We start from the raw sequence: 21,554 nt of genomic DNA on the forward strand, positions 1-21,554 counted from the left end.
ACAGAGGTCAGGTCGGTTGACGGGACACGACCCAGCGGATTGCTTCGATGATGGTGGTCGTGCGGGGGTCCGGGGCCATCGTGACGCGGAGTCCGTTCATCACGTACCCGAAGGCGATGCCGCTGGCCGGGTCGGCGTAGCCGAGCGAGCCGCCGTAGCCGGGGAAGCCGAAGGCGGTCGGCGACCACCACGGCTGCTCCGGCAGCGGCAGGCCGAACCCGAGTGCCGGCCTGGTCGGCACCATCAACACCCGGTCGATACCACTGGCCTGCTCGCGAGTGGCGGCGGCGAGAGTGGTCGCGTCGAGGATCCGGACGCCGTCGACCTCCCCGATCAGGCCAGCGTAGAAGCGGGCCAGTGACGAGGCGGTGCAGATGCCGTTGCCCGCGGGGATCTCCGCCGTCCAGATGCGTGGATCGGTGAGGTCGAGCGGCGGGTCGGTCACACCGACCGACCGGACGATCAGCGACGTCGGGTCGGTGTACGCGGCGAGCACGTCCGGCGGCACAGCCTCGGCGGCGGACGGGGTGATCGGCTGCTCCACGCTCCGGGCCACCCGGTGCGCCTCGGTGGCGGGTAGGCCGACCCAGAAGTCCAGGCCGAGCGGTTTCCCTATCTCGTCGGCGAAGTACGTGCCGAGGCTGCGGCCGGAGACGCGACGTACCACCTCGCCGACCAGCCAGCCGTAGGTGATCCCGTGGTAGCCGTGTGCCGTACCGGGTTGCCAGGCGGGTGCCTGTGCGGCCAGCGCGGCGACGATCGGCTCCCAGGCCAGCGCCTGCTCCAGCGGCACCGGACGGTCGAGCACCGGTAGCCCCGCCTGGTGGGACAGGAGCCAACGGACCGGGATGTCGCCCTTGCCGGCCGCCGCGAACTCCGGCCAGTACTCGGCGACGGGAGCGTCCAGGTCGAGTTGCCCACGCTGGACCAGCAGGTGCGCGCAGGCGGCGGGCACGCTCTTGGTGGTCGAGTAGACCACCTGGAGGGTGTCCTCCCGCCAGGCGCGGCCGGTGGCGGGATCGGCGATTCCGCCCCAGAGCCGAACCACCTCCCGGCCGTGCCGGTAGACGCCGAGGCCGGCGCCGATCTCGGACCGCGTTTCGAAGTTTGCCAGGAACGCTTCCCGAACCGGCTCGTAACCCGCCGCCACGGTGCCGCTGACCACGGACATGCGCTTCTCCTCTCGAGGCTCGGGCCCGGACGACGACCGATCCAGGCGTCGACGTCAGGCTATCCTGACATTCGCAGTCAGGGAAGCCTGACGAACATATGCTTGCGGGATGGCGGAGGAAATGGTTCCGGGGCACGCGAACCTCATCGGGTTCCGGTTGCGGGACGGGGCGCTGAGTACCAACGCCGCAGCGCCGGCCGGCACCGTCGGCTACCGGGCCCGGTGTAGTTGCGGTTGGGTTGGAGCCAGCGACTATCCGGCTGCCGAAGAGGGGCGCTGGATGGCCACCTCCGAGTGGGGTGGGCACATCAGTCCGATCCTGGCCGCCACTCCGCCCGGCTGGCTGCTGGGCCGCTCCGACACTCTTCGGGACAACGTCGCCGAGCTGGCGACCACCTGGCCGTTGCAGGCGCTCGGCATCCTCGCCGAGGTGGAACGCTGGCAACGACCGCTGATCGAACGAGCCGTGGTGGCGGCCCGGGAGGCCGGGCTCTCCTGGGCCGAGATCGGCAAGGCGCTCGGCATCAGCCGGCAGTCGGCGCACGAGCGGTTCCGCAACGTCACGCCCTCCAAGCCGCCCGCCTGACGGCCCCGGCGACCCGCCGGCTGTCACCGCTTCGGCGCGGAGCCGGAATGTACGGAAAGGCCATGTCCGGTAATCATCCTGACATCGATGCTCGTATTTACATGCCGTGCTCGGCTGGCTACGCTGGCGACAATCTGCGATCGAACGGGGAATCGTGAACCCGATCTACGCACCGGCGTTCGCCGCCCATCGCCCCGAGCGGGCCGTGGAGATTCACGACGTGAACGGCCAGTTCCAGGCGGTGTGCTGGGATCGGACCAGTGACCAGCGGCGGGTGCTCACCCACGCGGCGCACGGCGTGAACACCTGTGAGATCGAGCCGGGCGGTGACTACGTCTGGTGGTTCGACGCCGACGTCTCGGGCGAGGGGATCTGGCTGCGCCAGCCGTTCGGCGGCGGACCGTCCGCTCCCGCGCTCGACGGGGTTCCGCCCGGCCGCCAGTACGGCATCGCCTTCGACGGCAACGGCGACGTCGCGGCCATCAACGTCGGCGTCGGTACGGCGTCGCACTGCTACCTCGGCCCACCCGGTGGGACCGGGCGCCTGACGTCGATCGCGGCGGGCTACCTCAGCCTGGTCGACATGACCGCCGAGGGGCGGTTGCTCACCCTGGCCGGGCGCGCCGACACCGACCAGGCGATCACCTTCGTCCGGCTCGCCGACGGTCGTACGAGCACACTCGCGGGCAGCCGGGACAGGCGCCTGTGGCCGATGGAGTTCCGGCCCGGGCCGCGCCCGGCGGCGCAGTTGCTGGTGGTGGTCGAGGAGGCTGGGCGGTACGAACTCGGGGTCTGGACCGAGGGTGCCGGCATCGTCCTGAACCGCCGCCTGCCCTTCGACTCGGAGATCGACGCCCGCTGGTACGACGACGGCCGGCGGGTACTCGTCCAGCATGACCGGGCGGGCAGGAGTCGCCTGCTCCTCGTCGACCTGGACGGCGGCGACATCGACCTGGACGGCGGCGAGCCCATCGTGGTGCCGACCCCGCCGGGGACCATCCTCGACCTGGCCTGCGCGCCCGAGGGGCGGCTGTACGCGCTGTGGAGCAGGGAGGCCGTGTCGCCGCGTCCGCTGGTCGTGGAGCCGGCGCGAGACGCCGGCACGGCGGAGGTGCCGACGGTGGATCCCGGCCGGCGGGAGCTGTGGACGCGGCAGCCGTACGGGCGGATCCACAGTTTTGTCGCGACGCCGCCCGGCGCGGGACCGTGGGATACCGTCTTTCTCGTCCACGGCGGGCCGTTGGCCCACGATCGTGACAACTACGACCACCGCGTCGAGTTGTTCGTCCGGGCTGGCTACGCGGTCGTCCGCACCAACTACCGGGGCTCCACCGGGTACGGACCCCGGTGGCGGCACGGGTTCGGTCATCGGGTCGGCTTGGCGCAGATCGAGGATCTCGCAGCCGTCCGCGACCACCTGGTCGACCTGGGCGTCGCCAGCCCGGACCGGGTCGGGCTGTGCGGGTACTCCTGGGGCGGCTACCTCGTCCTGCTGGCGATGGGCGCCCAGCCGGGAGCGTGGGCGTTGGGGCTGGCGGTGTCACCGGTGGCCGACTACCTGGCGACCTACCGGGCCACCACCCCGGCCCTGCGCGAGTTGGACGACGAACTCTTCGGCGGCACCCCGGACGAGGTTCCGGATCGGTACCGCGACGCCGACCCGATGACCTACGTGGACGAGGTGAGGGGCCCACTGCTCATCGCCGCCGCGGTCGACGACGAGCGCTGCCCACCGGAGCAGACCGACCGGTACGTGGCGGCGCTGCGCCGACGCTCGGTGCCGCACCGGCTGATCTGGACCGATGGCGGGCACTACGGCGGCGACGCCGACGAACACATGGCGGTCGTCGCCGCCATGATCGATTATGCCGACACGGTGCTGGACGCGGCATCGGACCGCCGGATCAGCACGTCCTAGACCCGCCCGGCCGCACCAGCCACGCCGGCGGCTCGGCGGCCCGACGACCCGACCAGGGGAGAGGAGGTGAAAGAGATGAAGCGGCGCAGCGTACGGAACGACCCGATCAGCACGAGCGAGCGGGACCGAGGCGCGGTTCGCACGGTGTTTGTCGACCTCGAACGTGCGGTTCCGGCCACCGAGACCAAGCCAGCCGAACCACGGCCGGCCAGCGAGTGACAGATCAATCGTCACCGCAAGCCTGGACGTCGTTGCGGGGCGTGCTGCCCTGCCCCGCAACGGCGTCGACCCGCGTTCCGAAGGCCCTGCCCCGCAACGACGTCGACCCGTGTTCCGAAGGAGCCAGGCGATGAAGGTCACGCTGGTACACATGCCCTGGGGATCGATCGACGTGCCTTCGCTGGCGCTGGGCATCCTGCGTAGCGCGGCCATCCGCCGCGGCCACGACATCGACGTCCGGTACGCCAACGTCGACTTCGTCGACTGGATGCTCGACCGGAGCGCGTTCACCCTCGCCGACTTCCGGTACTTCGCCGACTCGTCGTACTTCGAGGGCGCCGGTGACTGGGTGTTCTCCGGTGCGCTCTACGGCGAGGACCAGCGGTTCGACACGTTCGCCCGGATCCTCGCCGACGCCGGGTCGAACGACGACGAGATCGCACTGACCGCCCGGCTGCACCGGTTGGTCCCGGAGTTCGTGGCGGAGTTGGCCGGAGACCTGGCCGCCACCGCTTCGGACGTCGTCGGCTTCACCACGACGTTCCAGCAGAACACCGCCAGCCTCGCCGCGGCCAGACTGCTCAAGCTGCGCCGACCCGGCGTGCGGACGGTCTTCGGCGGGGCGAACTGCGACGGCCCGCAGGGCGCGGCGCTGCATCGAAACTTTCCGTTCATCGACTACGTGGTGCGCGGCGAGGGCGAAGCGGCGTTTCCGATGCTGCTGGACGCGTTGAACGCCGGTGCCACCGACCTGTCGCACATCCCGGGACTGTGCTGGCGGGACGGCACCGGGGCGGGTCGCGCCAACCCGATGTCGGCCCGCCCGCTGCCGCCCGGCGAGATCGTCGCGCCGAACTTCGACGGGTTCCTCGAACGGCTGGACGCCTCGGCCGCAGCCGACTGGGTGGTGCCGAAGCTGGTGATCGAGAGTTCGCGCGGCTGTTGGTGGGGCGAAAAGCACCACTGTACGTTCTGCGGGCTGAACGGCTCCTCCATGGAGTTCCGCAGCAAGAGCCCGAGCCGTTTCCTCGCCGAGGTGCTCGACCTGGCCCGCCGCCACCAACTGCTCGACTTCCTGGTGGTCGACAACATCCTCGACATGACGTACTTCGACTCGGTGCTGCGTGACCTCGCCGAATCCGACTACGACGTCCGCCTGCACTTCGAGGTGAAGGCCAACCTGCGCCGGCAGCACTTCCAACGGCTGCGCGACGCGGGTGTGGTGCAGGTCCAGCCCGGCATCGAGAATCTCAGCGCCCACGTGTTGCAGCTCATGGACAAGGGAGTGACCGGGTGCCAGAACGTCCGGGCGTTGCGCGACGCGCAGAGCGCCGGTGTGACAACAGACTGGAACTACCTGTACGGATTCCCCGGCGAGACAACGGACGACTACCTCTCCATCATCGAGCAGATGCCGATGCTGCACCACCTGGACCCGCCGCTCGGCGCGTCCCGCATCGCGATCGAACGGTTCAGCCCGTACTTCAACCGTCCCGAGCTGGGTTTCCCCGAGCGTGCGCCCGCGCCGCAGTACCGCGAGATCTACCAGCTCCCCGACGAGGAACTGAACGACCTGGCGTACATCTTCGCGGCGATCCCGCAGGGCATCGACAGTGGCGTGGCTGCAGCTCTCGACGAGGCGGTCGCAACGTGGCGCAGGCAGTATCCGGTCAGCCGTCTCACCTACGTGGACACCGGTGACCGGATCACGCTGGTCAGCCACCGGGCCCGGTACGACTGGTCCGTGCTGGAGCTGACCTCCGAGCTGGAGGTCGCGCTGTTCCGGCTGCTCGACCAGCCACGGACGGCCGCCACCCTGTCGTCGCGGACGGCCGGCGGCGCGGAGGTGGTCGCGTCGATCCTGACGCGGTGGTCGGAGCTGGGCATCGTCTTCCAGGACGGCGCCACCTATTTGCACATTGCCGTGGAGTCCGACAACCAGGTGCTGACCCGGCTCGACCACTGGCGTCGCGGCGGCACGACGATCGCCGACGCGGTCGGCAGCCTACACACCGGAGAGGAGCGCCATGCGGGCGTCGCGGGCCGACTGGGCGGGTAGCGAGGTCAGGGTGGAACTCTCCCGTGACTACGAGCCCCGCGCCAGGCACCTGCCCGGGATGGCACTGGGTCAGCGTACGCTGACCGGACCGTGGGGGCCGGTCGTCGCCGAGCTGTACGGGATGGGCGCGCGGTACGCGAGGATCGACGACCCGGTCGACCTCTGCGCGGGCGCCGACGTCACCTCGGCGCGGGCACTCGTGCTGATCCGCGAGCTGACCGCCCGTGGGATCGCGGTGGCGTGGGTGGCCCGCTGCCTCGACGGCTGCGTGGGGGACGACCTGTTCACCCACCTGTACCCGCCGGTGCGGGTGGACGGCGCCCCCGACTCCGCCGAGGCGGCGCGCTGGCGGGAGCCGTTCTTTCTCGGCAAGTGCGTGTCCCGGCGCGGGCCGGGATTCATCGAGGTCCGGGACCGGCGATTCGGTTCGCTAGAGATGCTGACCATCGACGAGCCGGGTCATCTGGCCGTGATCGCGGCCACGGCGGAGGGCGTCGTCGCCGACGAGGTGCCCGCCGACGTACGCCGCGAGCTGACCGACGCCCGGGTCGTCACGGAGCACGCCGGACACCTGTGGTGGCTGCCGACACGGACCCACCGGTGGGCGTTCCCCGCCATGGCCGTCTAGGCGCTGGCGGAGGGAGGAGAACTCGATGACCACCTCGGACGCCGGCTCGACACCGCGTCAGGCGTCGTTCATCACCGACCCGTACCCCGCGCTGGCGCGGATCCGTGCCAACGGCCCGGCGTCGATCCTGCACAGCGCCGAGGGCATGCCGATGTGGGTCGTCGCCAGGTACCGCGACGTGCGCAACGTGCTGGCCGATCCGCGGTTCGGCCAGGACGTCCGCAGGGCGCAGGGACTCGCCGACAACCGGGTCGAGGGCGTCACGCTCGGCACCGACATGGTGCACATGCTCAACAGCGACCCGCCCGACCACACCCGGCTGCGCAGGCTCGTCCACTCCACGTTCACGGCCCGGCGGGTGGCCGCCATGCGGCCGCTGGTGGAGCGGATCACCGACGAACTGCTCGACGGGTTCGCCGGCCGCGACGTGGTCGACCTGGTACGGGACTTCGCGTTCCCGCTGCCCATGCTGATCATCTGTGAGCTGCTCGGGTTCCCGCCCGAGGACCGCTTCGCGTACCGGGCGTGGTCGACCGCCGTGCTCACCCACAACGACGACCCGGGTGCGGCCGAGCGCGCGATGCGGGACATGTCCGGCTACCTCTCCGCCCTCCTGGTCCGGCGCCGGGCCGACCCGCGCGACGACATCCTGACCGATCTGCTGCGCGCCCGTCACGACGGTCAGCTCACCGAGGACGAGATCATCGGCATGGTCTTCCTGCTGCTGATCGGCGGGCACGAGACAACCGTCAACCTCCTCGGCACGGCCACGCTCGCGCTGCTGCGCAACCCCGACCAACACCGCTGGCTGCTGGACAATCTTTCCGCGCTGCCGGTCGCGATCGACGAGTTCCTGCGGTACGAGTCGCCGGTGAGCATGGCGACCGTACGCTTCACCACCGCTGAGGTGGACCTCGACGGTGTCGAGATCCCCGCCGGTGAACTGGTGCTGGTCTCGCTCGGCGGGGCCAACCGCGACCCGGACCGGTTCCCCGACGCCGACCGACTGATCCTCGATCGGGCAGACGCCGGACATCTCGCCTTCGGTCACGGCATCCACCGGTGCCTGGGCGCCTTCCTCGGCAAGCTCGAGGGCGAAGTGGCGCTCAACCGGCTACTGACCCGCTTTCCCCACCTGGCACTGGCCGCCGACGAGGACGACCTGCCGTGGCGGAACACCATCATGTTGCGCGGGCTGGAGTCGTTGCCGGTGGCCCCGCTTGGCTGACCCGGTCGCGGCCCCGGACCGCCGGTTCCGGCCGAGGCTGAGCCTGGCACCGTTGCGCTCGCGCGGTTACCGGCTGCTGCTCGTCGCCGAGGCCACCTCGGTCTTCGGCGACGCGTTCCACGCCGTCGCCCTGCCGTGGCTCGTCTACCAGCTCGGCGCCGGTGCCGGTCAACTCGGCCTGATCCTCGGCGGCTACGGGCTGTGCCGGCTGGCGGCGACGCCGCTGGCCGGAGTCCTGATCGACCGGGTCGGCGCCTGGCGGGTCATGCTCATCTCCGACCTGGGCCGGACGGCCCTGACGGCGGGGGTCGCGGTAGCCGCGCTCTCGGGTACCCGCGACCTGCTGGTGGTCGGAGTGCTGGTCGCGGGCGTCGGTCTCGGCGCCGGCCTGTTCGAACCGGCGGCCTACGCGATCACCCCGAGCCTGTTGCCGGCCGACCAGCTCCAGGCCGGCAACGCCCTGCACACCACCGCGACCTTCGCCGCCGGGCTGGCCGGACCGGGCATTGCCGGCCTGCTCGTCGCGAGCATCTCACCAGGCGCCGCGTTCGCCGTCGACGCGGTCACCTTCGCGGTGTCCGCCTGCTGCCTGGCCCTGATCGGGGTGCACCAGCGCGCCGCGCCGCCCGTGATCCACCCGGAGCGGGCACCCGGAGCAACCAGGTGGACCCTGGTGCAGCTCCTGCGCGGGTCACCGCTGCTGCGTACTGTCCTGCTGGTGACCGCGGTGGCCAACCTCACCGTGGGCGGGATGGTCCGGGTGGGCCTGCCGTCACTGGCCAGCACCGAGCTGTCGGCCGGCGCCGGGGGATTCGGGGGCCTGCTCGCCGCCTTCACCAGCGGCTCCCTGGCCGGCGGCCTGCTCGCGGCTGGAATGACCGGTCTGGCCCGACGTGGGCGGGCCGCGATGATCTCCGGCCTGGTGCTGGCGGCGGCGGTGACGGTCGTGCCGTTCGCCGGTTACCCCGGGGCCGTCGTGGCGCTGGTCGTAGCCGGTATCAGCAGTACCGTGACCAACGTACTGGTGATCACCATGGTGCAGCAGGCCACGCCGCACGCGCTGCTCGGCCGGGTGATGAGCGCCGTTTTGTTCGCGGCGCTCGGCCTGTTCCCCGTGTCGGTGGTGGTCGCGGGTGCGCTGGTCAGCCAGTACGGGAGTCAGGTGCTCTTCCTGACGACCGGGGCGTCGCTCTGTGCCGCCTTCGTGTTCGGGCTGTCGCGGCGCGCGATGCGCCAGCGGTGACCCGCCCTTGGCGCGTCTCGGGTGCGCGTCGCAACCGTGATCGACCGTGCCCCCCGTACGGTGCTGTCAGCGGGCGACCTTGGTGCGGTTCATAGGGAAGTCGCCTGGGACAGCCGACCAGACCTCAGCCAGGTACCAGTAGAAAAAGTCGTTCGGCGAGCCGGTCAGTACCCACATCGAGGTGGAGCCGTTGCCGTTGTCGAACATGCCGACGAGTTCGCCCCCGGCGTCCTCGTCGATGTTGGCGGAAGTGATCACCGACCGGGTGAGCACGGGGCCGTCGTGGGGGCCGGCGAGCGGTAGCCGGTAGGGCGTGGAGTAGCCGGTCCCTTGCTGGTCGGTGCCGTTGAACATCCTGATCTGAGCGTTGCTGACCACGGCGATGTCATCCATGCCGTCGTGGTTCGAGTTGAGGGTGGCCAACTGGGCGCGCTGGCCGACGTTCGGTTCCCAGTTCGGGTCGTAGTAGATGTCGTAGGGAGCGCCGGGTCCGGACGGGCCGCTGGCCCAGACCCGCAGGGCGGCGACGGTGTTGGGGTAGTCCCAGAGGCCGACGAGATCGTCACGGCCGTCGCCGTTGATGTCGCCAGCGGTGAACTCCACCTCCGACAGTGGATTCCAATGCGCTGGCGACTGCCAGCTCATGTAGGGGTTGCTCGCGCCGTCGCCGACACTCGCGGTGCCCGGGAACACCCAGATCCCGAATGAGTTGTCGGGGTAGTTGTACATGGCGAGCAGGTCGTCCTTACCGTCGCCGTTGACATCCCCTGCGGCGACCTTCACCACGCTGAGCCAGAAGTTGCCCGGCGGGGCGTACCAGACGCGGTGGGCGTCGGTCGCGTTCGGCCCGGAGCCGGTCGTGCCCGGGATGACAAACAGCCCGGCGGCGCCGTTGCCGTAGTCGTACAGGCTCATGATGTCGGTGCGGCCGTCGCCGTTGAAGTCGCCGGCGACGTTCTTCGTCACGCCGATCCAGTAGTTGCCGGGTGTGGTCGCCCATGCCATGTAGGGCGTCACCTGCCCGGGTTGCCCGTCCGGCCGGTTCGGTACGCCGGGAAACACCCAGAGCCCGGTCGAGCCGTTGCCGTAGTCGAACAACGCGAGCAGGTCACCCCGCCCGTCGCCGTTGAAGTCTCTGGTGAGGTCGGCCCAGGCCGGACCCGCGACCATCACGGCACCGAGCATGCCGAGCATCGCGGCGAGCGTGACCGACACCAGCCGACGCCCACGGCGCCACCACCGATTTCCCATGACCGCTCCCGGCGCTCAGAAGATCGACGGAGATGACTATAGTGGGTGATCGACACCGACCGCCAGGCTTTCCCGTCTCTCGCCGATCGGAACGCGGGCCAGTCACGGCCGTGGTCGAGAAGCGGGAGGTGTCGGGCTAGGCTCGGCTGTGCTGGTTCCTCATCCAGGGTGTCTCGCCACAACGACCACGGTGAGCTGGGCAGGCGCTGACCCGGGCTGCGGGCATACCCGCGCTGGCGTAACGCCAACGCCCGCCATTCCGGCGTCCTGGTCGCCCAACGCCGCGGACGCGCCCGCACCCGCGGCGAACGACAACGAAGCTGGGGCCAACCCGCCACCCGGGCAGCCTGACCCCAACGCCGCGAACGTTCGTGGTCACGGCACTAGTTACTGTAGGTGATGCTCCATTCCTTGCCGTCGAAGACGGCCTTGGCGCTGGTCATGCCGTCGGGGTACGTCACCTGAGCCGGCTGGGTGAGTTCGGAGACGTCCATCACCTCGCTGCTTGCGAAGCTCCCGAAGGCGACCCAGTAGGTGGGTTTGGGGTCGAACTCGACCCCGGCGTTGGGCAGCGTCGGCACGACGAACGTGCCGGCCCCTGACATGCCGATACCCACACTTCCCTGGTCCTCGTTTCCCGGCCCCGGGACGGTGTCGTCCTCCTTGATGATCAGGCTTCCATTCTTCCCGGAGGAACTGGTCGGCCCGAATTCGAAACCGCCGTCGACGTAGGAGAGGGTGACCAGGTTGTTCTGGGTGAGGTCTGCCGAAAGGATTTGACCCGCCACGAACTGCGTTCCGGGGACGAGCGTTCCGACCTGACCCCAGACGAAGTTGTAGTCGATGCTCCAGTCATATTCGATCGTTGTCGACGGGTGACACATCTTTGACATCCAGGCGAGCGTGACCGCGTCACTCGGAAGTACGGGGTTTTCCTGGAAGAGGATGGCATTCATGCCGTCCAGCGCAGAAGCGTTCGAGATCGCGATGCTGTAGCCGACCGCGTCCTGCTCCCGCAGGGTGTCGCGGAATGACGCCCCGCGCGATGTCGCCCTGGCCGGGTCGGCGAGGCTTGTGCCGAGCAACGCCGCGCCTAGGCCTGCACCTAGCGCAGCAAACCCGCCTCGTCGACTGATTCTGATCTCTCTCATCGCTCCTCCTCGCTCGCGCAGAACACCTTGCCGGCACCTCGCGAATAGGAGAGGTGGCGTCAAGGTTCCGGATCGAATGGATCTTCACCTCGATCAATAGATCCAAGGGCGTCAATATGCTATGGAGGAACTCGGTGTGATTGCAAGGGCTTCCTCGTGGCGCGACAGGGTCAATTCGTGCTCGGGGACCTTGCCGCAGCTAATTAGGTCGGTTTACGCGGCATGCAGCGTACGGTGCTTTGGTGATGCTTTGCTCCTGAGTGGCGGGTAGCGCCGAAGCGAAGATCGGGTGCCGCCTCGGTGTCCGCGACCGCTGCCTGCCGCCCGCGCCTGACTGCCTGACCGCTTCCGGTCCTCGGACGGTCCGAGCACCCCTGATCCGCATTTCGCTCATCCTGACCTGGGGCCGACCGAACGTGAGACAGGTTACAAACGGCGAATTGACCGAACTCCGGACCGGCGGACCGCATCCTGGGGTCATGATTGCTGACCAGCGGCTAGAAGCGGCCGCGGATGCTTTTCGACAGGGTGCTGAACTGATCGCCGACTCGGCGTCGAACGGGCGTTTCGAGGCGGGCTCGCGCGGAACCGCGCTGTTGTTCACCGGCACCTGGATTCCCTTGCTCAACGGGGTGCTCGGCCTGAGTGAAACGCCCGACCCAGGCGAAGTCGCCGCGTTCGCCGACGAGGCGGCCGGGTACGCGGGGGAGCTGCCGTGGACCATCCGGTTGCGCGGCGAGGCGAGCGAGGAGCTCGCCGGGATCGCCGCCGGGCACGGGCTCCAGGGGCGGACGGAGTCCGCGCTCATGCTGCTGTCGTTGCCGGTCGACGTGGCCGGGGCCGGACACGTGCGCAAGCTGGCGGGCGCGGAGTATCAGACCTTCGCCGACGTGCTGGGCGCGGCCTTCGGGGCGCCGCCGCAGATCATCACGGACCTGTACGGCGCCGCGACGCTGGACCGGCCGGAGATCGACGCCTACGTCGCGGAGGACGACGGCGTGCCGAGAACGGTGGGGCTGTCGGTGCGCACCGGTGACCATGTCTACTTCGCGAACATCGCGACTGATCCAGCGTACCGGCGGCAAGGGTTCGCCTCGGCTTTGATCGGCGCGATGTTGCGGGACGGACATGCGGCGGGCGCCCGTACCGCGTTCCTGCACTCCGGTACGGACACCGCGCCGCTGTTCGAACGGTTCGGTTTCGAGGCGGTCGAGACCTGGACGACCCTCGGCGCCTAATCCCGGGTGTCGGCCGTGCTCACGGGCTCGTCCGCGCTCGTGGTCGTGGTCGTGGTCGTGGTCGTGGTCGTATCGTGTGACCTGCGGTGGAAGGTCACGCTCATGACGACCACGATCACGGCGCCGACGGCCAGGCCGATGATCGCGCTGGCCACGGTGTTGACCAGCCAGCCGACGAGCCCGCCGAGCGCGCCGGTGCCGTCGTGGGCGGCTTCTTCGACGTGGTGCACGAAGTCGTAGACGGCGTGCAGGCCGAGTTCGTCCGCGCCGATCAGCAGGATGTGTCCACCGACCCAGAGCATCGCGGCCGTGCCGACAACGGTGAGCACGGCCAGGACCCGGGGCATCGCCTTGACCAGACCACGGCCGAACCGGGCGACACCCACGCTCGACCGCTCGGCCAACCGCAGGCCGACGTCGTCCATCTTGACGATCAGGCCGACCGCGCCGTAGACCAGCACCGTCATGCCCAGGGCGACAATCACGAGGATCACCAGGCGGGACACGAACGACTCGTCGGCGACCTCGTTCAGCGAGATCACCATGATCTCGGCGGACAGGATGAGGTCGGTCCGGATGGCGCCGGACACCAACGTCTTCTCGTCGGGCTGCCGCTGCGGCGCGTCCGCGTCGTGCGCGTCGTGATGGGCGATCTTGGCCCAGACCTTCTCGGCGCCCTCATAACAGAGGTAGGCGCCACCGACCATCAGCAGCGGCGTCAGCAGCCACGGCACGAACTGGCTGAGGACGAGGATCACCGGCAGGATGATCAGGAACTTGTTGCGCAGTGAGCCGACGGCGATGCGCTTGACGATCGGGATCTCCCGCTCGGCGGCCAGGTTACGCACGTACTGCGGGGTGACGGCGGCGTCGTCGATGATGACTCCCGCGGCCTTGGAGCCGGCCTTGGCGGCGGCCACCCCGACGTCGTCGACGGACGCGGCGGCCGCGCGCGCCAGGACAGCCACGTCATCCAGCAGTGCCGCAAGTCCACCGCTCACAGAAGCCCTCCACGATTGACAGGTGTCCGCCCATTCTCGTAGGCGACGGCAATTCGCGCACCTTATCGGATCGTGGCGCACGCCTTCGATGTAGGGAGGCGAGACCAACCAGGAGGAGAGCGGTATGACGGCCGCGTACACCTCCGACCCTCGACGGCCATGGCGCCCACCGCGGCGATCGGGGTGGTGACTGGGCAAGCCCGGAGTTGCTCGCCCGCGACGGGAGCTGGACGGCCGCACCGAGCAGCTCATCCGCCGGCCCACCCATGCGCGGACCACCCCTGCCGGCCCGCGCGCAGCGGATCGAACGCGAGCGGACGACCTACGCGGCCGGCTCGGCGACGCAGACGCCGAGGGGTACGCCGGTCAGGGGTAGCCGTGTCGTCGGTAGTGGCAGGTTCGGGCGTACGTCCCAGTCTGCCCACCGCGACGGCCGCCGCATCCCGTCCGGGGACACTTCATCATCCGCGTGTTCGGCTCTACCCGCTCGGCGACGATGCTCCACGGCCCGCCGGCCGGCGGTAGAACCCATAGAACTGAAGCTCGGCCAACTCGCGCGCGATCGACTCGTCACGTTCCGGCCCGCGGCTCGTGACCTGCCGCACGATCAGCTGGGAACCGCCCCAGTTGATGATCTCGGCAGCGGTTTCCGGGTCGAGGTCGGCCGGGGTGCGTCCAGCCGACTGCTCGGCTCGCAGCAACCTCACCTCACGTTGCACGAAGCGGTCCATGACCGATTCCCACGCCTGTCGGACGGCCTCGTCGTAGCCCGCCACCTCGAATATGGCTGCCATCACGTGCTTACGCTCCCGGAAGAAGGCGATCGACTCCCGGTACGCCTGCGTGATCGCCTCCAAGTCGATCGGAGTATCACTGGTGGCCTCAAAGCTGCCGAGGCCCAACATTTGGACCAGTCGCAGCATCAGCTCCGTCTTGTCCCGGAAGTACAGGTAAAAGGTCGGCCGGGCGATACCGGCCTCGGCCGCGATCTGGCCAATGCCCAACTCGGTGAACGAGACGCCGGTAGAGAGGAGGCGTTCTGTGGCGGCGAGAATGGCGGCCTCGACCTTTGCGCGCCGGTCGACGGGCAATGAGGGTCGGCGAGGGCTGAAAGACACCCGGCCATTCTACAGGTCGATCACCTGACAAGACGTCTGACGACATAAGAAGAGCTAGTCAGAGTGCCGCAGCCGCCACCGCCGTCTGGCTGCCGGAGCGCACATTGTGGACACGCGTGTCCCGCGACCACGTGACACCGTGCTATTTGGCGGCGGGCTACTAGCTGCGCCCTTTACGGAATGGCTGGACCGTCGAACGAATGACGAATGAGACCTGCTCACCAAGCCGTTGGCGCTGGGGGAGCAGGTCTCGATCGAGGCCGCGGTTACGCGCCGTGCTGCCGTACCGGGCGCCGCGAGTTTGTCGTCACCGGCCACGTCCTGGCGGTCGCGCGAGAGATCAGGCGGCGACCGGGCCGCGAAGGGAGGCAGCGACTTCGTTCAGCCAATGCGGATAGCGCGGTGCCAGCGCGCTCACCTCGTTGAGTTCGGCCAGGTCTTTCTCGCTGAGCCGGAGGTCCACCGCGGCCACGTTGCTGAGTAGCCGCTCCGGCGTCCGGGCGCCGACGATGACGCTGGTGATGGCCGGGCGCGCCAGCACCCACGCCAGCGCGACCTGAGCGATGGTGGCGTCGTTGCGCGCGGCCACAGCCCGCACGACATCGAGAATGGGTGCCGCAGCGGCCGGGTCCACCGGGGGAAGGCTCGCCTGGGGGTTGACCGCGCGGCGGGATGACGACTCCGTTGTTACACCCTTCGCGTCGTACTTGCCGGTCAGGTATCCAGCCGCGAGCGGTCCCCAGACCATCACGCCCAGGTTCTCACTCTCGGCCAGTGGGAGTACGTCGGTCTCGACGTCGCGGCCCAGCAGCGAGTAGTGCGTCTGCACCGAGACGAAGCCGCTGATCTGGCGTAGCGCCGAGATGCCGAGCGCCTTCGCGATGTGCCAGGCGGCGAAGTTCGACGCGCCGATGTGCCGGATCTTTCCCTGCCGCACGGCGTCGTCGAGTGCGGCGAGCGTTTCGTCGAGGGCCGTGAGGTGGTCGAAGATGTGCAGTTCGTAGATGTCGATGTAGTCGGTGCGCAGTTTCCGCAGGCTGGTCTCGATGCTGCGGGTCAGGTGGACCCGGGTGCCGCCCAGGTTGTTCTGGCCGGGACCGGAGCGTGAGCCGCCCGCCTTCGTCGCGAGCAGCACCGAGTCCCGGCGAGCGCCGAGGATTCGGCCGAGTTCCTGCTCGGATTCGCCGCCGCCGTAGGTGTCGGCGGTGTCGAGGTAGTTGATCCCGGCGTCGAGCGCGGCGAGCACGAGGCGTTCGGCGTCATCGCCCCGCAGCGCGCCGACCGCGCCCCAGATCGGGTCGTCGGTCCGCCCGCCGAGGGTCATGGCGCCGAGGGATATCTCGGAAACCCAGAGTCCGGTACGACCAAGAGTGCGGTATTTCACGACGGTTGTCCTTTTCTGACATAGTGTATTCGGCGGTGTCTGACACCGTGTCAGAACAGTACCCCGTTGAATTGCCGGTTGCTTCCCAGCCTCCGCCGCCCCTCGATCCGCCGCCCGGCGCACCTTGGCCGAGAGCGCGTCCCGGCCGCTACCGGACGCCTCCTGGTCGCCGGCGCCACCGTCACCGAGAGCTGGACATCGGAGCTTCTCTTCGCAGCCTGCCGTAGCGTCTGGTCGGGCGGCGCCTCGATCAACCGGGTGTGCCGCCACTCGTGACGGCGGTGTCGGCGTAGAGCTGGGCGCTGGTGATGCGGCCGGCCGCGACCCCGAAGAGCCAGAGGTTCTGGAAGACGATCGTCTTGCCGGTCGCCTTGGGCACGGCCGAGGGTCGGCACGGGGCGGCCCTGCGCCGTCGACTCGTGTGTCCGCTGCCCCCGGAGCCGGGTCGTACGCCGCGGCTTGCCCAGCGCGCCGACCAGTCGCGCGGATCAGAGGCGCAGAGCGTCTCTGCGGCTGTCGCGGATCAGTGGCTCCGTCGTTGTCCCGTGTAATGCGTGCCGACCGGGCCCACGACGGTCGGTTCGGTGCGGTGTTCGCGGGCCGGTGGCGGCGTGCTCCGGTGCGGGGAGTGGGTTGTGTTGGCGGCGTCGCCGGTCCGGCCCCGAGTTGATGTTAAACATCATTGACACCATGTCAGGACTGCTTTACCTTCGAGATGTCAAGTTTTCTGTACACGGGAGCGTGACATGTCGTCCGAAGAGAAGCGCGCCTGGATCTACGTCGTGGTCGGCGTTGTCGTGCCGGTCGCCTACCTGACCACCGTCCTGTCCAAAGTGCCGGGTACGGACGTGGCGAGGATCGCCTACGTGGGGCCGATGCTCACCGCGATCGGCGTCGGGATCTGCGCCAGCATTGTCCTGGCCATCATGACCGCCATGGCCTCGCCCCAGGATGCGGGCCAGACCGACGAGCGTGATCGGGAAATCAACCGGCGTGGTGAGTTTGTCGGGTTCTACGTCATGAGCGTCGCGGCGATCGTGCCGCTGGTCCTGGCGATAGCGGAGGTCGAGCACTTCTGGATCGCTCACGCGCTCTACCTGGCATTTGTGCTGGCCGCGCTCGCCTCGGCGGTCGTGAAGATCGTCGCGTACCGGCGGGGGTGATCACCACGGGCAGGTCGGGCAGGTTCACCGACTCCCGGATCGCGCGAGGCACTTGCCTCGCGGCCTGATTCCACACCCCCGAAATCAAGGGAGAGATCATGCGAAGCCCCCAACGCCCCACCCGGATCGAGGAGTAGTCACGATGCACCCGCTGACCCGTACCGCCCGCCTGACCGGGCTGTTCTACCTCGGCAACGCCATCACCGGCGTACTCGGCTTCCTTGTCGTCCGCCAGCAGCTCTTCGCGGCCGGCGACTCCGACGCGACGCTGAACAACCTCGTGACAAACGAGTCGCTCGCCCGTGCCGGTGTCGGCCTGGAACTGGGCATGGTCATCACCCAGACCCTCGCCGCCGTCTGGTTCTACCGCCTGTTCCGCACCGTGAATCCCGTTGCCGCGAGCGGCATCGCCGCGTTCGGGCTGGTCAACGCGACCGTGGGACTGGTCAGCGCGGCACTGCTGGCCACGGCGGTCGCGGTGTCGGTCGACCCGGTCGGCGACCCGGCGGCCAGTGCCCAGCTCCTTTACCTGGTCAGCGACAACCTGTGGGGCGTGGGAGCACTCTTCTTCGGCCTGTGGCTCATCCCCATGGGCTGGTGCGTGCTGCGATCGGGCTGGATGCCCCGAGTTCTGGGATGGGTCCTCGTCGGCGGTGGTGTCGGGTACGTCCTCAGCGCGTTCCTCAGGTACCTTGCCCCGGAGGCGCAAGTTGTCACCGAGGCACTCGCGTATCCCGCCTCCGTCGGCGAGTTCTGGATGGTTGGCTACCTGCTTATCCTCGGTGTGCGCCGGAAGGCACTCGACGAGGCACCGCCGACCGTCCAGACGCCGACGCCGACGCCGGTGGCGAGCTGAAGCGTTGCCCGGGCACGAACAAGACCGCACTCGCGTAACGCCGTCCACGGCGTTCAGTCCCCGCCGCCCGAACCCCGTCGACGCTGCCCGGGCCACCCGAGGGGGTGGTTCAAGCGGGGGTCGACGGTGGGTCGAGCTCCTTCAGGAACAGCTCGGCACGGCGGGCGAAGAGGTAGGTCTCGTGGTCGACGGACCAGGCGCGGGCGTTTTCGGCGACCGTTCGTACGACGTCCAGAGGTTCGCCGAGGGTGTGCAGCAGGCGCGCGCGCAGCAGCCGGAGAAGTCCTTCGGCGTAGCGTTGGTTGTGCGCCTCGAGTGCCTGGTCCGCCTGGTCGAGAGCGATGCCGGCCCGGTCCGGGCGGCCGGCGGCCAGCCACATCTCGGCGATCAGCCCATGGTGGTACGCGACGCCCCACCTCGGCGGGTCGACCAGCGTCGTGGCCAGGAGTTGCTCCGCCTCCGTCGCACTCCCAGCCGGATCGTCGCCGACCAGAGCCTGGGCCCAGTACCAGTTCAGCCGTACGTAGTGCTCCTGCGCGACGGCGGTGCGGCCGGTGCCCATGTCCATCCACCGCTCGATCGTGCGCATCACCCAGCCCGCGTCCCCGGCCATGGAGGCGATGATGGTGATGTAGTACGCCCAGGTCGCGACGCCCAGCGGGTCGGTCGGACCGTTCCACTCGTCGATCATGGTGCCCGCCGTCTCGGCGTCGCCGTGCAGTGCGGTCACGACGGCCCGCCAGCCGGGCCACTCACCCGAGACGTCACGCCGCACGGAGGTCCCGTTCTGCGACGAGACGGCGCCGTGCAGCACGGCGGGGTCGTTCGCCATGAAGTACCGGTACGCCTCACCTATGTTGCCGATGTCCCACTGGTGCAGGCCCCAAGCCTGCCGGCCGTACACCCGCAGAACCGGATTGCCGGACCTTTCCCCCTGCTCGTACAGCCGGCGGACCAGACGCTCGCGGTTGGGCTCCAGGAAGGTGTAGGCCCCGAAGAGGCGAGCGAACAGGAGGCCGGCGGCGTCGATGTCGCGGCCGAGCTGACGGGCCAGGTGTTCGGCACGCTCCAGCAGGTCGAACGTCGTGCCACCGAACCCGGCCTGCCGGCGCGGAGCGACGGCGAGCAGCGAGAGCGCGGACAGCTCCAACTCCGGCAGACCGGCGTTGCGCGCGATCTGGGCGGCCGTCTCCAGGTGCCGGTCGGCGGCGGCGAACGCGAGCTTGGTCGCCGCCCGGCGGCCGGCGCGCTTGAGCGCCTGCGCGGTGCGGACCGGGTCGGCGAGGGGCCCGGCGGCCCACAGGTGGTAGGCGAGGCGCTCGGTGATCGACTCGTCGTCGGCCCGGCTCGCTTCGAGCGCGTCCGCGACCCGCAGGTGCAGCCGGATCGCCCGCTGCTGCGCGGTCGTCTCCGTGATCGACTCTCGTACCAGGTCGTGCGCGAAGCGCAACGAGAACGGGTCGTCTGGTCTGGTCTCGAGCAGACCGAGCGCCTGTAGCGGCTCAAGGCGTTCGAGGCAGTCCGCCGCGTCGGCGTCGGCGGCCCGGGCGAGCAGGCCGAGGTCGACGTCGCGGCCGATCAGCGCGGCGATCTGCAGCAGGTCACGGGTGCCGTCGTCGAGGCCAGCCATCCGGTCACGGACGACGTCCCGCACCGTCGACGGCACCCCGGCCCGCACCGACGCCTTGTCGTCGGCGAGCGCACCCCGGTCGCTGAGCAGCCGGGACAGTTCCCGAACATAGAACGGGTTACCCGCCGTACGGGCGTGGATGCTGCGAGCGACGTCAGTGCCGGGCTCGTGGCCGGCCTCGCGGCGGATGAGCTCGGTCACGTCGGCCAGGCCGAGTGGACCGAGGCGGATCCTGCGGTGACTCGGCAGTCGGCTCGCCCCGGCCAGCACCCGCGAAAGGTCGGAGCCCGGCGTGGGCGCCCGGTCACGGAGGGCGCCGATGATCGCGGTGCCCATCGGGAGCCGGCCCGCCAGGTGCCCGAACAACTGGAGCGAGGCGGCGTCAGCCCACTGGAGATCGTCCAGGACGAGCAGTGTCGGCCGTACGGCGGCAGCCTGCCCGATGACGGTAACGACCTGCTCGAAGAGGCGGAACTGGGCGCGGCCACCGGCGGCCACCGAGGCCCCGTCGTCGTCCCGCGACTGCAGGAGGCCACCGAGTTCGGTGGCGAGCCAGTTCTCCCGCGCCAACGCGGGCAGGCTGTCGAGGATGGTGGTGAGCGCCTGCTCCCACGGCCACATCGAGGGAGTTCCATCTCCCTCCAGGCAGGAGGCCCAGACGACCCGCGCACCGCGCTGATCCGCCACGTCGGCGGCTTCCTCCAACAGGCGGGTCTTGCCCACGCCCGGCTCGCCCTCGACTATCGCGAGCCCGGCGCGGCCGGTCAACGCCGCCTCCATGACATTCCACAGCACGGTGAGTTCCTCGGCCCGGCCGACCAGACCGCCGGACTTGGGGGTGGCCGCGCCGTCCCGCTCACCGTCGGTGCTCGTCTCGGCCGCGAACGCCGGACTCTGCGTCAACACCCGCAGGTACGCGGCCTGTAGCGCCGGGCCGGGATCGACGCCGAGTTCGTCGGCCAGACGGTCCCGGAGGGTCCGGAACGCCGACAGTGCTTCGGCCTGGCGCCCGGCGGCGCCGAGAGTGGAGATCAGGCTGGCCTGTACGGGTTCGTGGAACGGCGCCATCTTGGTGGCGAGTTGCAAGGCCGGGAGCACCCGTTCCGGTCGGCGGAGCGACACAGCCACCTCGGCCGCGGCCGAGCAGGCGGCGTGAAACTCGTCGTCGAGAGCGGCGAACATCGGCATCGCGGCCGTACCGTGGGTGAAACCGTCCGCCGCACGACCCTGCCAGAGGCTGAGCGCCTCCGTGTAGTGGTCGAGGGCCGTTTCGTGCAGGTGCTCCGCCAGGGCCGCCTCGGCGGCTTGGCGGAGTCGCCGGAAAGTGAGCAGGTCGACAACGCCGGGACCCGCTTCGAGCAGGTACGCGTTGCCGCGGCGGTGCAGGTAGGAGCCGGTTCCCCGAGCCGGGATCCCGGGCTCGAACAGGCGCCGCAACGCGCCGACGTACTTCTGGATGACGTTGAGCGCGCTGGAGGGGGCGTCGTCGCCCCAGACCAGCCCGATCAACTCGTCCGTCGTGATCGGCTGCCCCACCCGCGCCAGGAGCAGGGCCAGCAGATACGCCTGTTGCCGAGGGCCGGGATCCAGCTCGACAGCGTCGCGCCACACCCGTACCGGGCCGAGGATCCGCAGGCGTAGGGGACCGGCGCCGGCCGGCGGATCCTCGCCGTCGGGCTGGGTGGTACGGGTAGGCACAGCCACGCCGGT

At 69.6% G+C, this 21,554-nt stretch carries 18 protein-coding genes; 10 read left to right on the forward strand and 8 right to left on the reverse strand.

Translation table 11 applies throughout. The features are described 5' to 3' along the window. Window positions 1–7: 7 nt before the first annotated feature. Window positions 8–1,171, reverse strand: coding sequence for a serine hydrolase domain-containing protein (locus tag ACI2K4_RS04715; protein ID WP_404508751.1), 1,164 nt, complete (start codon window positions 1,169–1,171; stop codon window positions 8–10). A gap of 109 nt (window positions 1,172–1,280) precedes the next feature. Here ACI2K4_RS04715 and ACI2K4_RS04720 point away from each other — a divergent pair, with 109 nt between their 5' ends. The 7 genes from ACI2K4_RS04720 to ACI2K4_RS04750 all read left to right on the forward strand — a co-directional run bounded on the left by ACI2K4_RS04720 (window position 1,281) and on the right by ACI2K4_RS04750 (window position 9,052). After that, window positions 1,281–1,757 carry a hypothetical protein gene (locus tag ACI2K4_RS04720; RefSeq protein WP_404508753.1) on the forward strand — a complete coding sequence of 159 codons (477 nt, stop codon included), beginning with the start codon at window positions 1,281–1,283 and terminating at the stop codon, window positions 1,755–1,757. A gap of 154 nt (window positions 1,758–1,911) precedes the next feature. Continuing rightward, window positions 1,912–3,675: an alpha/beta hydrolase family protein gene (locus ACI2K4_RS04725; protein WP_404508755.1), complete on the forward strand. Its 1,764-nt coding sequence runs from the start codon at window positions 1,912–1,914 to the stop codon at window positions 3,673–3,675. Between the two features lie 75 nt (window positions 3,676–3,750). Then, entirely contained in the window at window positions 3,751–3,894 is a 144-nt protein-coding gene (locus ACI2K4_RS04730; protein ID WP_404508757.1) for a hypothetical protein, read from the forward strand. Window positions 3,895–4,024: 130 nt separating this feature from the next. Next, window positions 4,025–5,953, forward strand: a complete 1,929-nt coding sequence (locus ACI2K4_RS04735) for a RiPP maturation radical SAM C-methyltransferase (protein ID WP_404508759.1) — start codon at window positions 4,025–4,027, stop codon at window positions 5,951–5,953. Continuing rightward, a complete protein-coding gene (locus ACI2K4_RS04740; protein WP_404508761.1) occupies window positions 5,922–6,581 on the forward strand; it encodes a DUF5825 family protein in 660 nt (219 codons plus the stop codon). The genes ACI2K4_RS04735 and ACI2K4_RS04740 overlap by 32 nt, the downstream gene beginning before the upstream one ends. Window positions 6,582–6,606: 25 nt before the next feature. Next, window positions 6,607–7,809 (forward strand): cytochrome P450, encoded by a 1,203-nt coding sequence (locus ACI2K4_RS04745; protein ID WP_404508763.1) that lies wholly within the window; start codon window positions 6,607–6,609, stop codon window positions 7,807–7,809. Further along, a complete protein-coding gene (locus ACI2K4_RS04750; protein ID WP_404508765.1) occupies window positions 7,802–9,052 on the forward strand; it encodes an MFS transporter in 1,251 nt (416 codons plus the stop codon). Before ACI2K4_RS04745 ends, ACI2K4_RS04750 begins: the two co-directional genes overlap by 8 nt. Before the next feature lie 66 nt (window positions 9,053–9,118). On the opposite strand, the gene ACI2K4_RS04755 is transcribed toward ACI2K4_RS04750, so the two are convergent. After that, window positions 9,119–10,303, reverse strand: coding sequence for an FG-GAP repeat domain-containing protein (locus ACI2K4_RS04755; RefSeq protein ID WP_404508767.1), 1,185 nt, complete (start codon window positions 10,301–10,303; stop codon window positions 9,119–9,121). 383 nt (window positions 10,304–10,686) lie between these two features. Beyond that, window positions 10,687–11,454 carry a hypothetical protein gene (locus tag ACI2K4_RS04760; protein ID WP_404508769.1) on the reverse strand — a complete coding sequence of 256 codons (768 nt, stop codon included), beginning with the start codon at window positions 11,452–11,454 and terminating at the stop codon, window positions 10,687–10,689. 260 nt (window positions 11,455–11,714) lie between these two features. Here ACI2K4_RS04760 and ACI2K4_RS04765 point away from each other — a divergent pair, with 260 nt between their 5' ends. After that, window positions 11,715–12,692 carry a GNAT family N-acetyltransferase gene (locus tag ACI2K4_RS04765; protein WP_404508771.1) on the forward strand — a complete coding sequence of 326 codons (978 nt, stop codon included), beginning with the start codon at window positions 11,715–11,717 and terminating at the stop codon, window positions 12,690–12,692. On the opposite strand, the gene ACI2K4_RS04770 is transcribed toward ACI2K4_RS04765, so the two are convergent. From ACI2K4_RS04770 to ACI2K4_RS04785, 4 genes are all read right to left on the reverse strand, one after another. Beyond that, window positions 12,689–13,693: a DUF808 domain-containing protein gene (locus ACI2K4_RS04770; protein ID WP_404508773.1), complete on the reverse strand. Its 1,005-nt coding sequence runs from the start codon at window positions 13,691–13,693 to the stop codon at window positions 12,689–12,691. The genes ACI2K4_RS04765 and ACI2K4_RS04770 overlap by 4 nt on opposite strands. A 479-nt stretch (window positions 13,694–14,172) precedes the next feature. Further along, window positions 14,173–14,811, reverse strand: coding sequence for a TetR/AcrR family transcriptional regulator (locus ACI2K4_RS04775; RefSeq protein WP_404508775.1), 639 nt, complete (start codon window positions 14,809–14,811; stop codon window positions 14,173–14,175). Between the two features lie 340 nt (window positions 14,812–15,151). Next, window positions 15,152–16,195, reverse strand: a complete 1,044-nt coding sequence (locus ACI2K4_RS04780; RefSeq protein ID WP_404508777.1) for an aldo/keto reductase — start codon at window positions 16,193–16,195, stop codon at window positions 15,152–15,154. A 250-nt stretch (window positions 16,196–16,445) separates the two neighbouring features. Further along, complete coding sequence (locus tag ACI2K4_RS04785; protein WP_404508779.1) at window positions 16,446–16,574, reverse strand: hypothetical protein; 129 nt, start codon at window positions 16,572–16,574, stop codon at window positions 16,446–16,448. A 367-nt stretch (window positions 16,575–16,941) separates the two neighbouring features. Between ACI2K4_RS04785 and ACI2K4_RS04790 the strand changes: the two genes are divergently transcribed. Then, on the forward strand, window positions 16,942–17,358 hold the full coding sequence (locus ACI2K4_RS04790) for a hypothetical protein (RefSeq protein WP_404508781.1): 417 nt from the start codon (window positions 16,942–16,944) through the stop codon (window positions 17,356–17,358). Window positions 17,359–17,500: 142 nt separating this feature from the next. Continuing rightward, the gene (locus tag ACI2K4_RS04795) at window positions 17,501–18,214 is read left to right on the forward strand and encodes a DUF4386 domain-containing protein (protein ID WP_404508782.1); all 714 of its coding nucleotides are present in this window, start codon (window positions 17,501–17,503) and stop codon (window positions 18,212–18,214) included. Between the two features lie 109 nt (window positions 18,215–18,323). On the opposite strand, the gene ACI2K4_RS04800 is transcribed toward ACI2K4_RS04795, so the two are convergent. Next, window positions 18,324–21,548 (reverse strand): ATP-binding protein, encoded by a 3,225-nt coding sequence (locus ACI2K4_RS04800; RefSeq protein WP_404508784.1) that lies wholly within the window; start codon window positions 21,546–21,548, stop codon window positions 18,324–18,326. Window positions 21,549–21,554: the final 6 nt, after the last annotated feature.

Source organism: Micromonospora sp. NPDC050397, from assembly GCF_044901685.1.
Taxonomy (GTDB): domain Bacteria; phylum Actinomycetota; class Actinomycetes; order Mycobacteriales; family Micromonosporaceae; genus Micromonospora_G.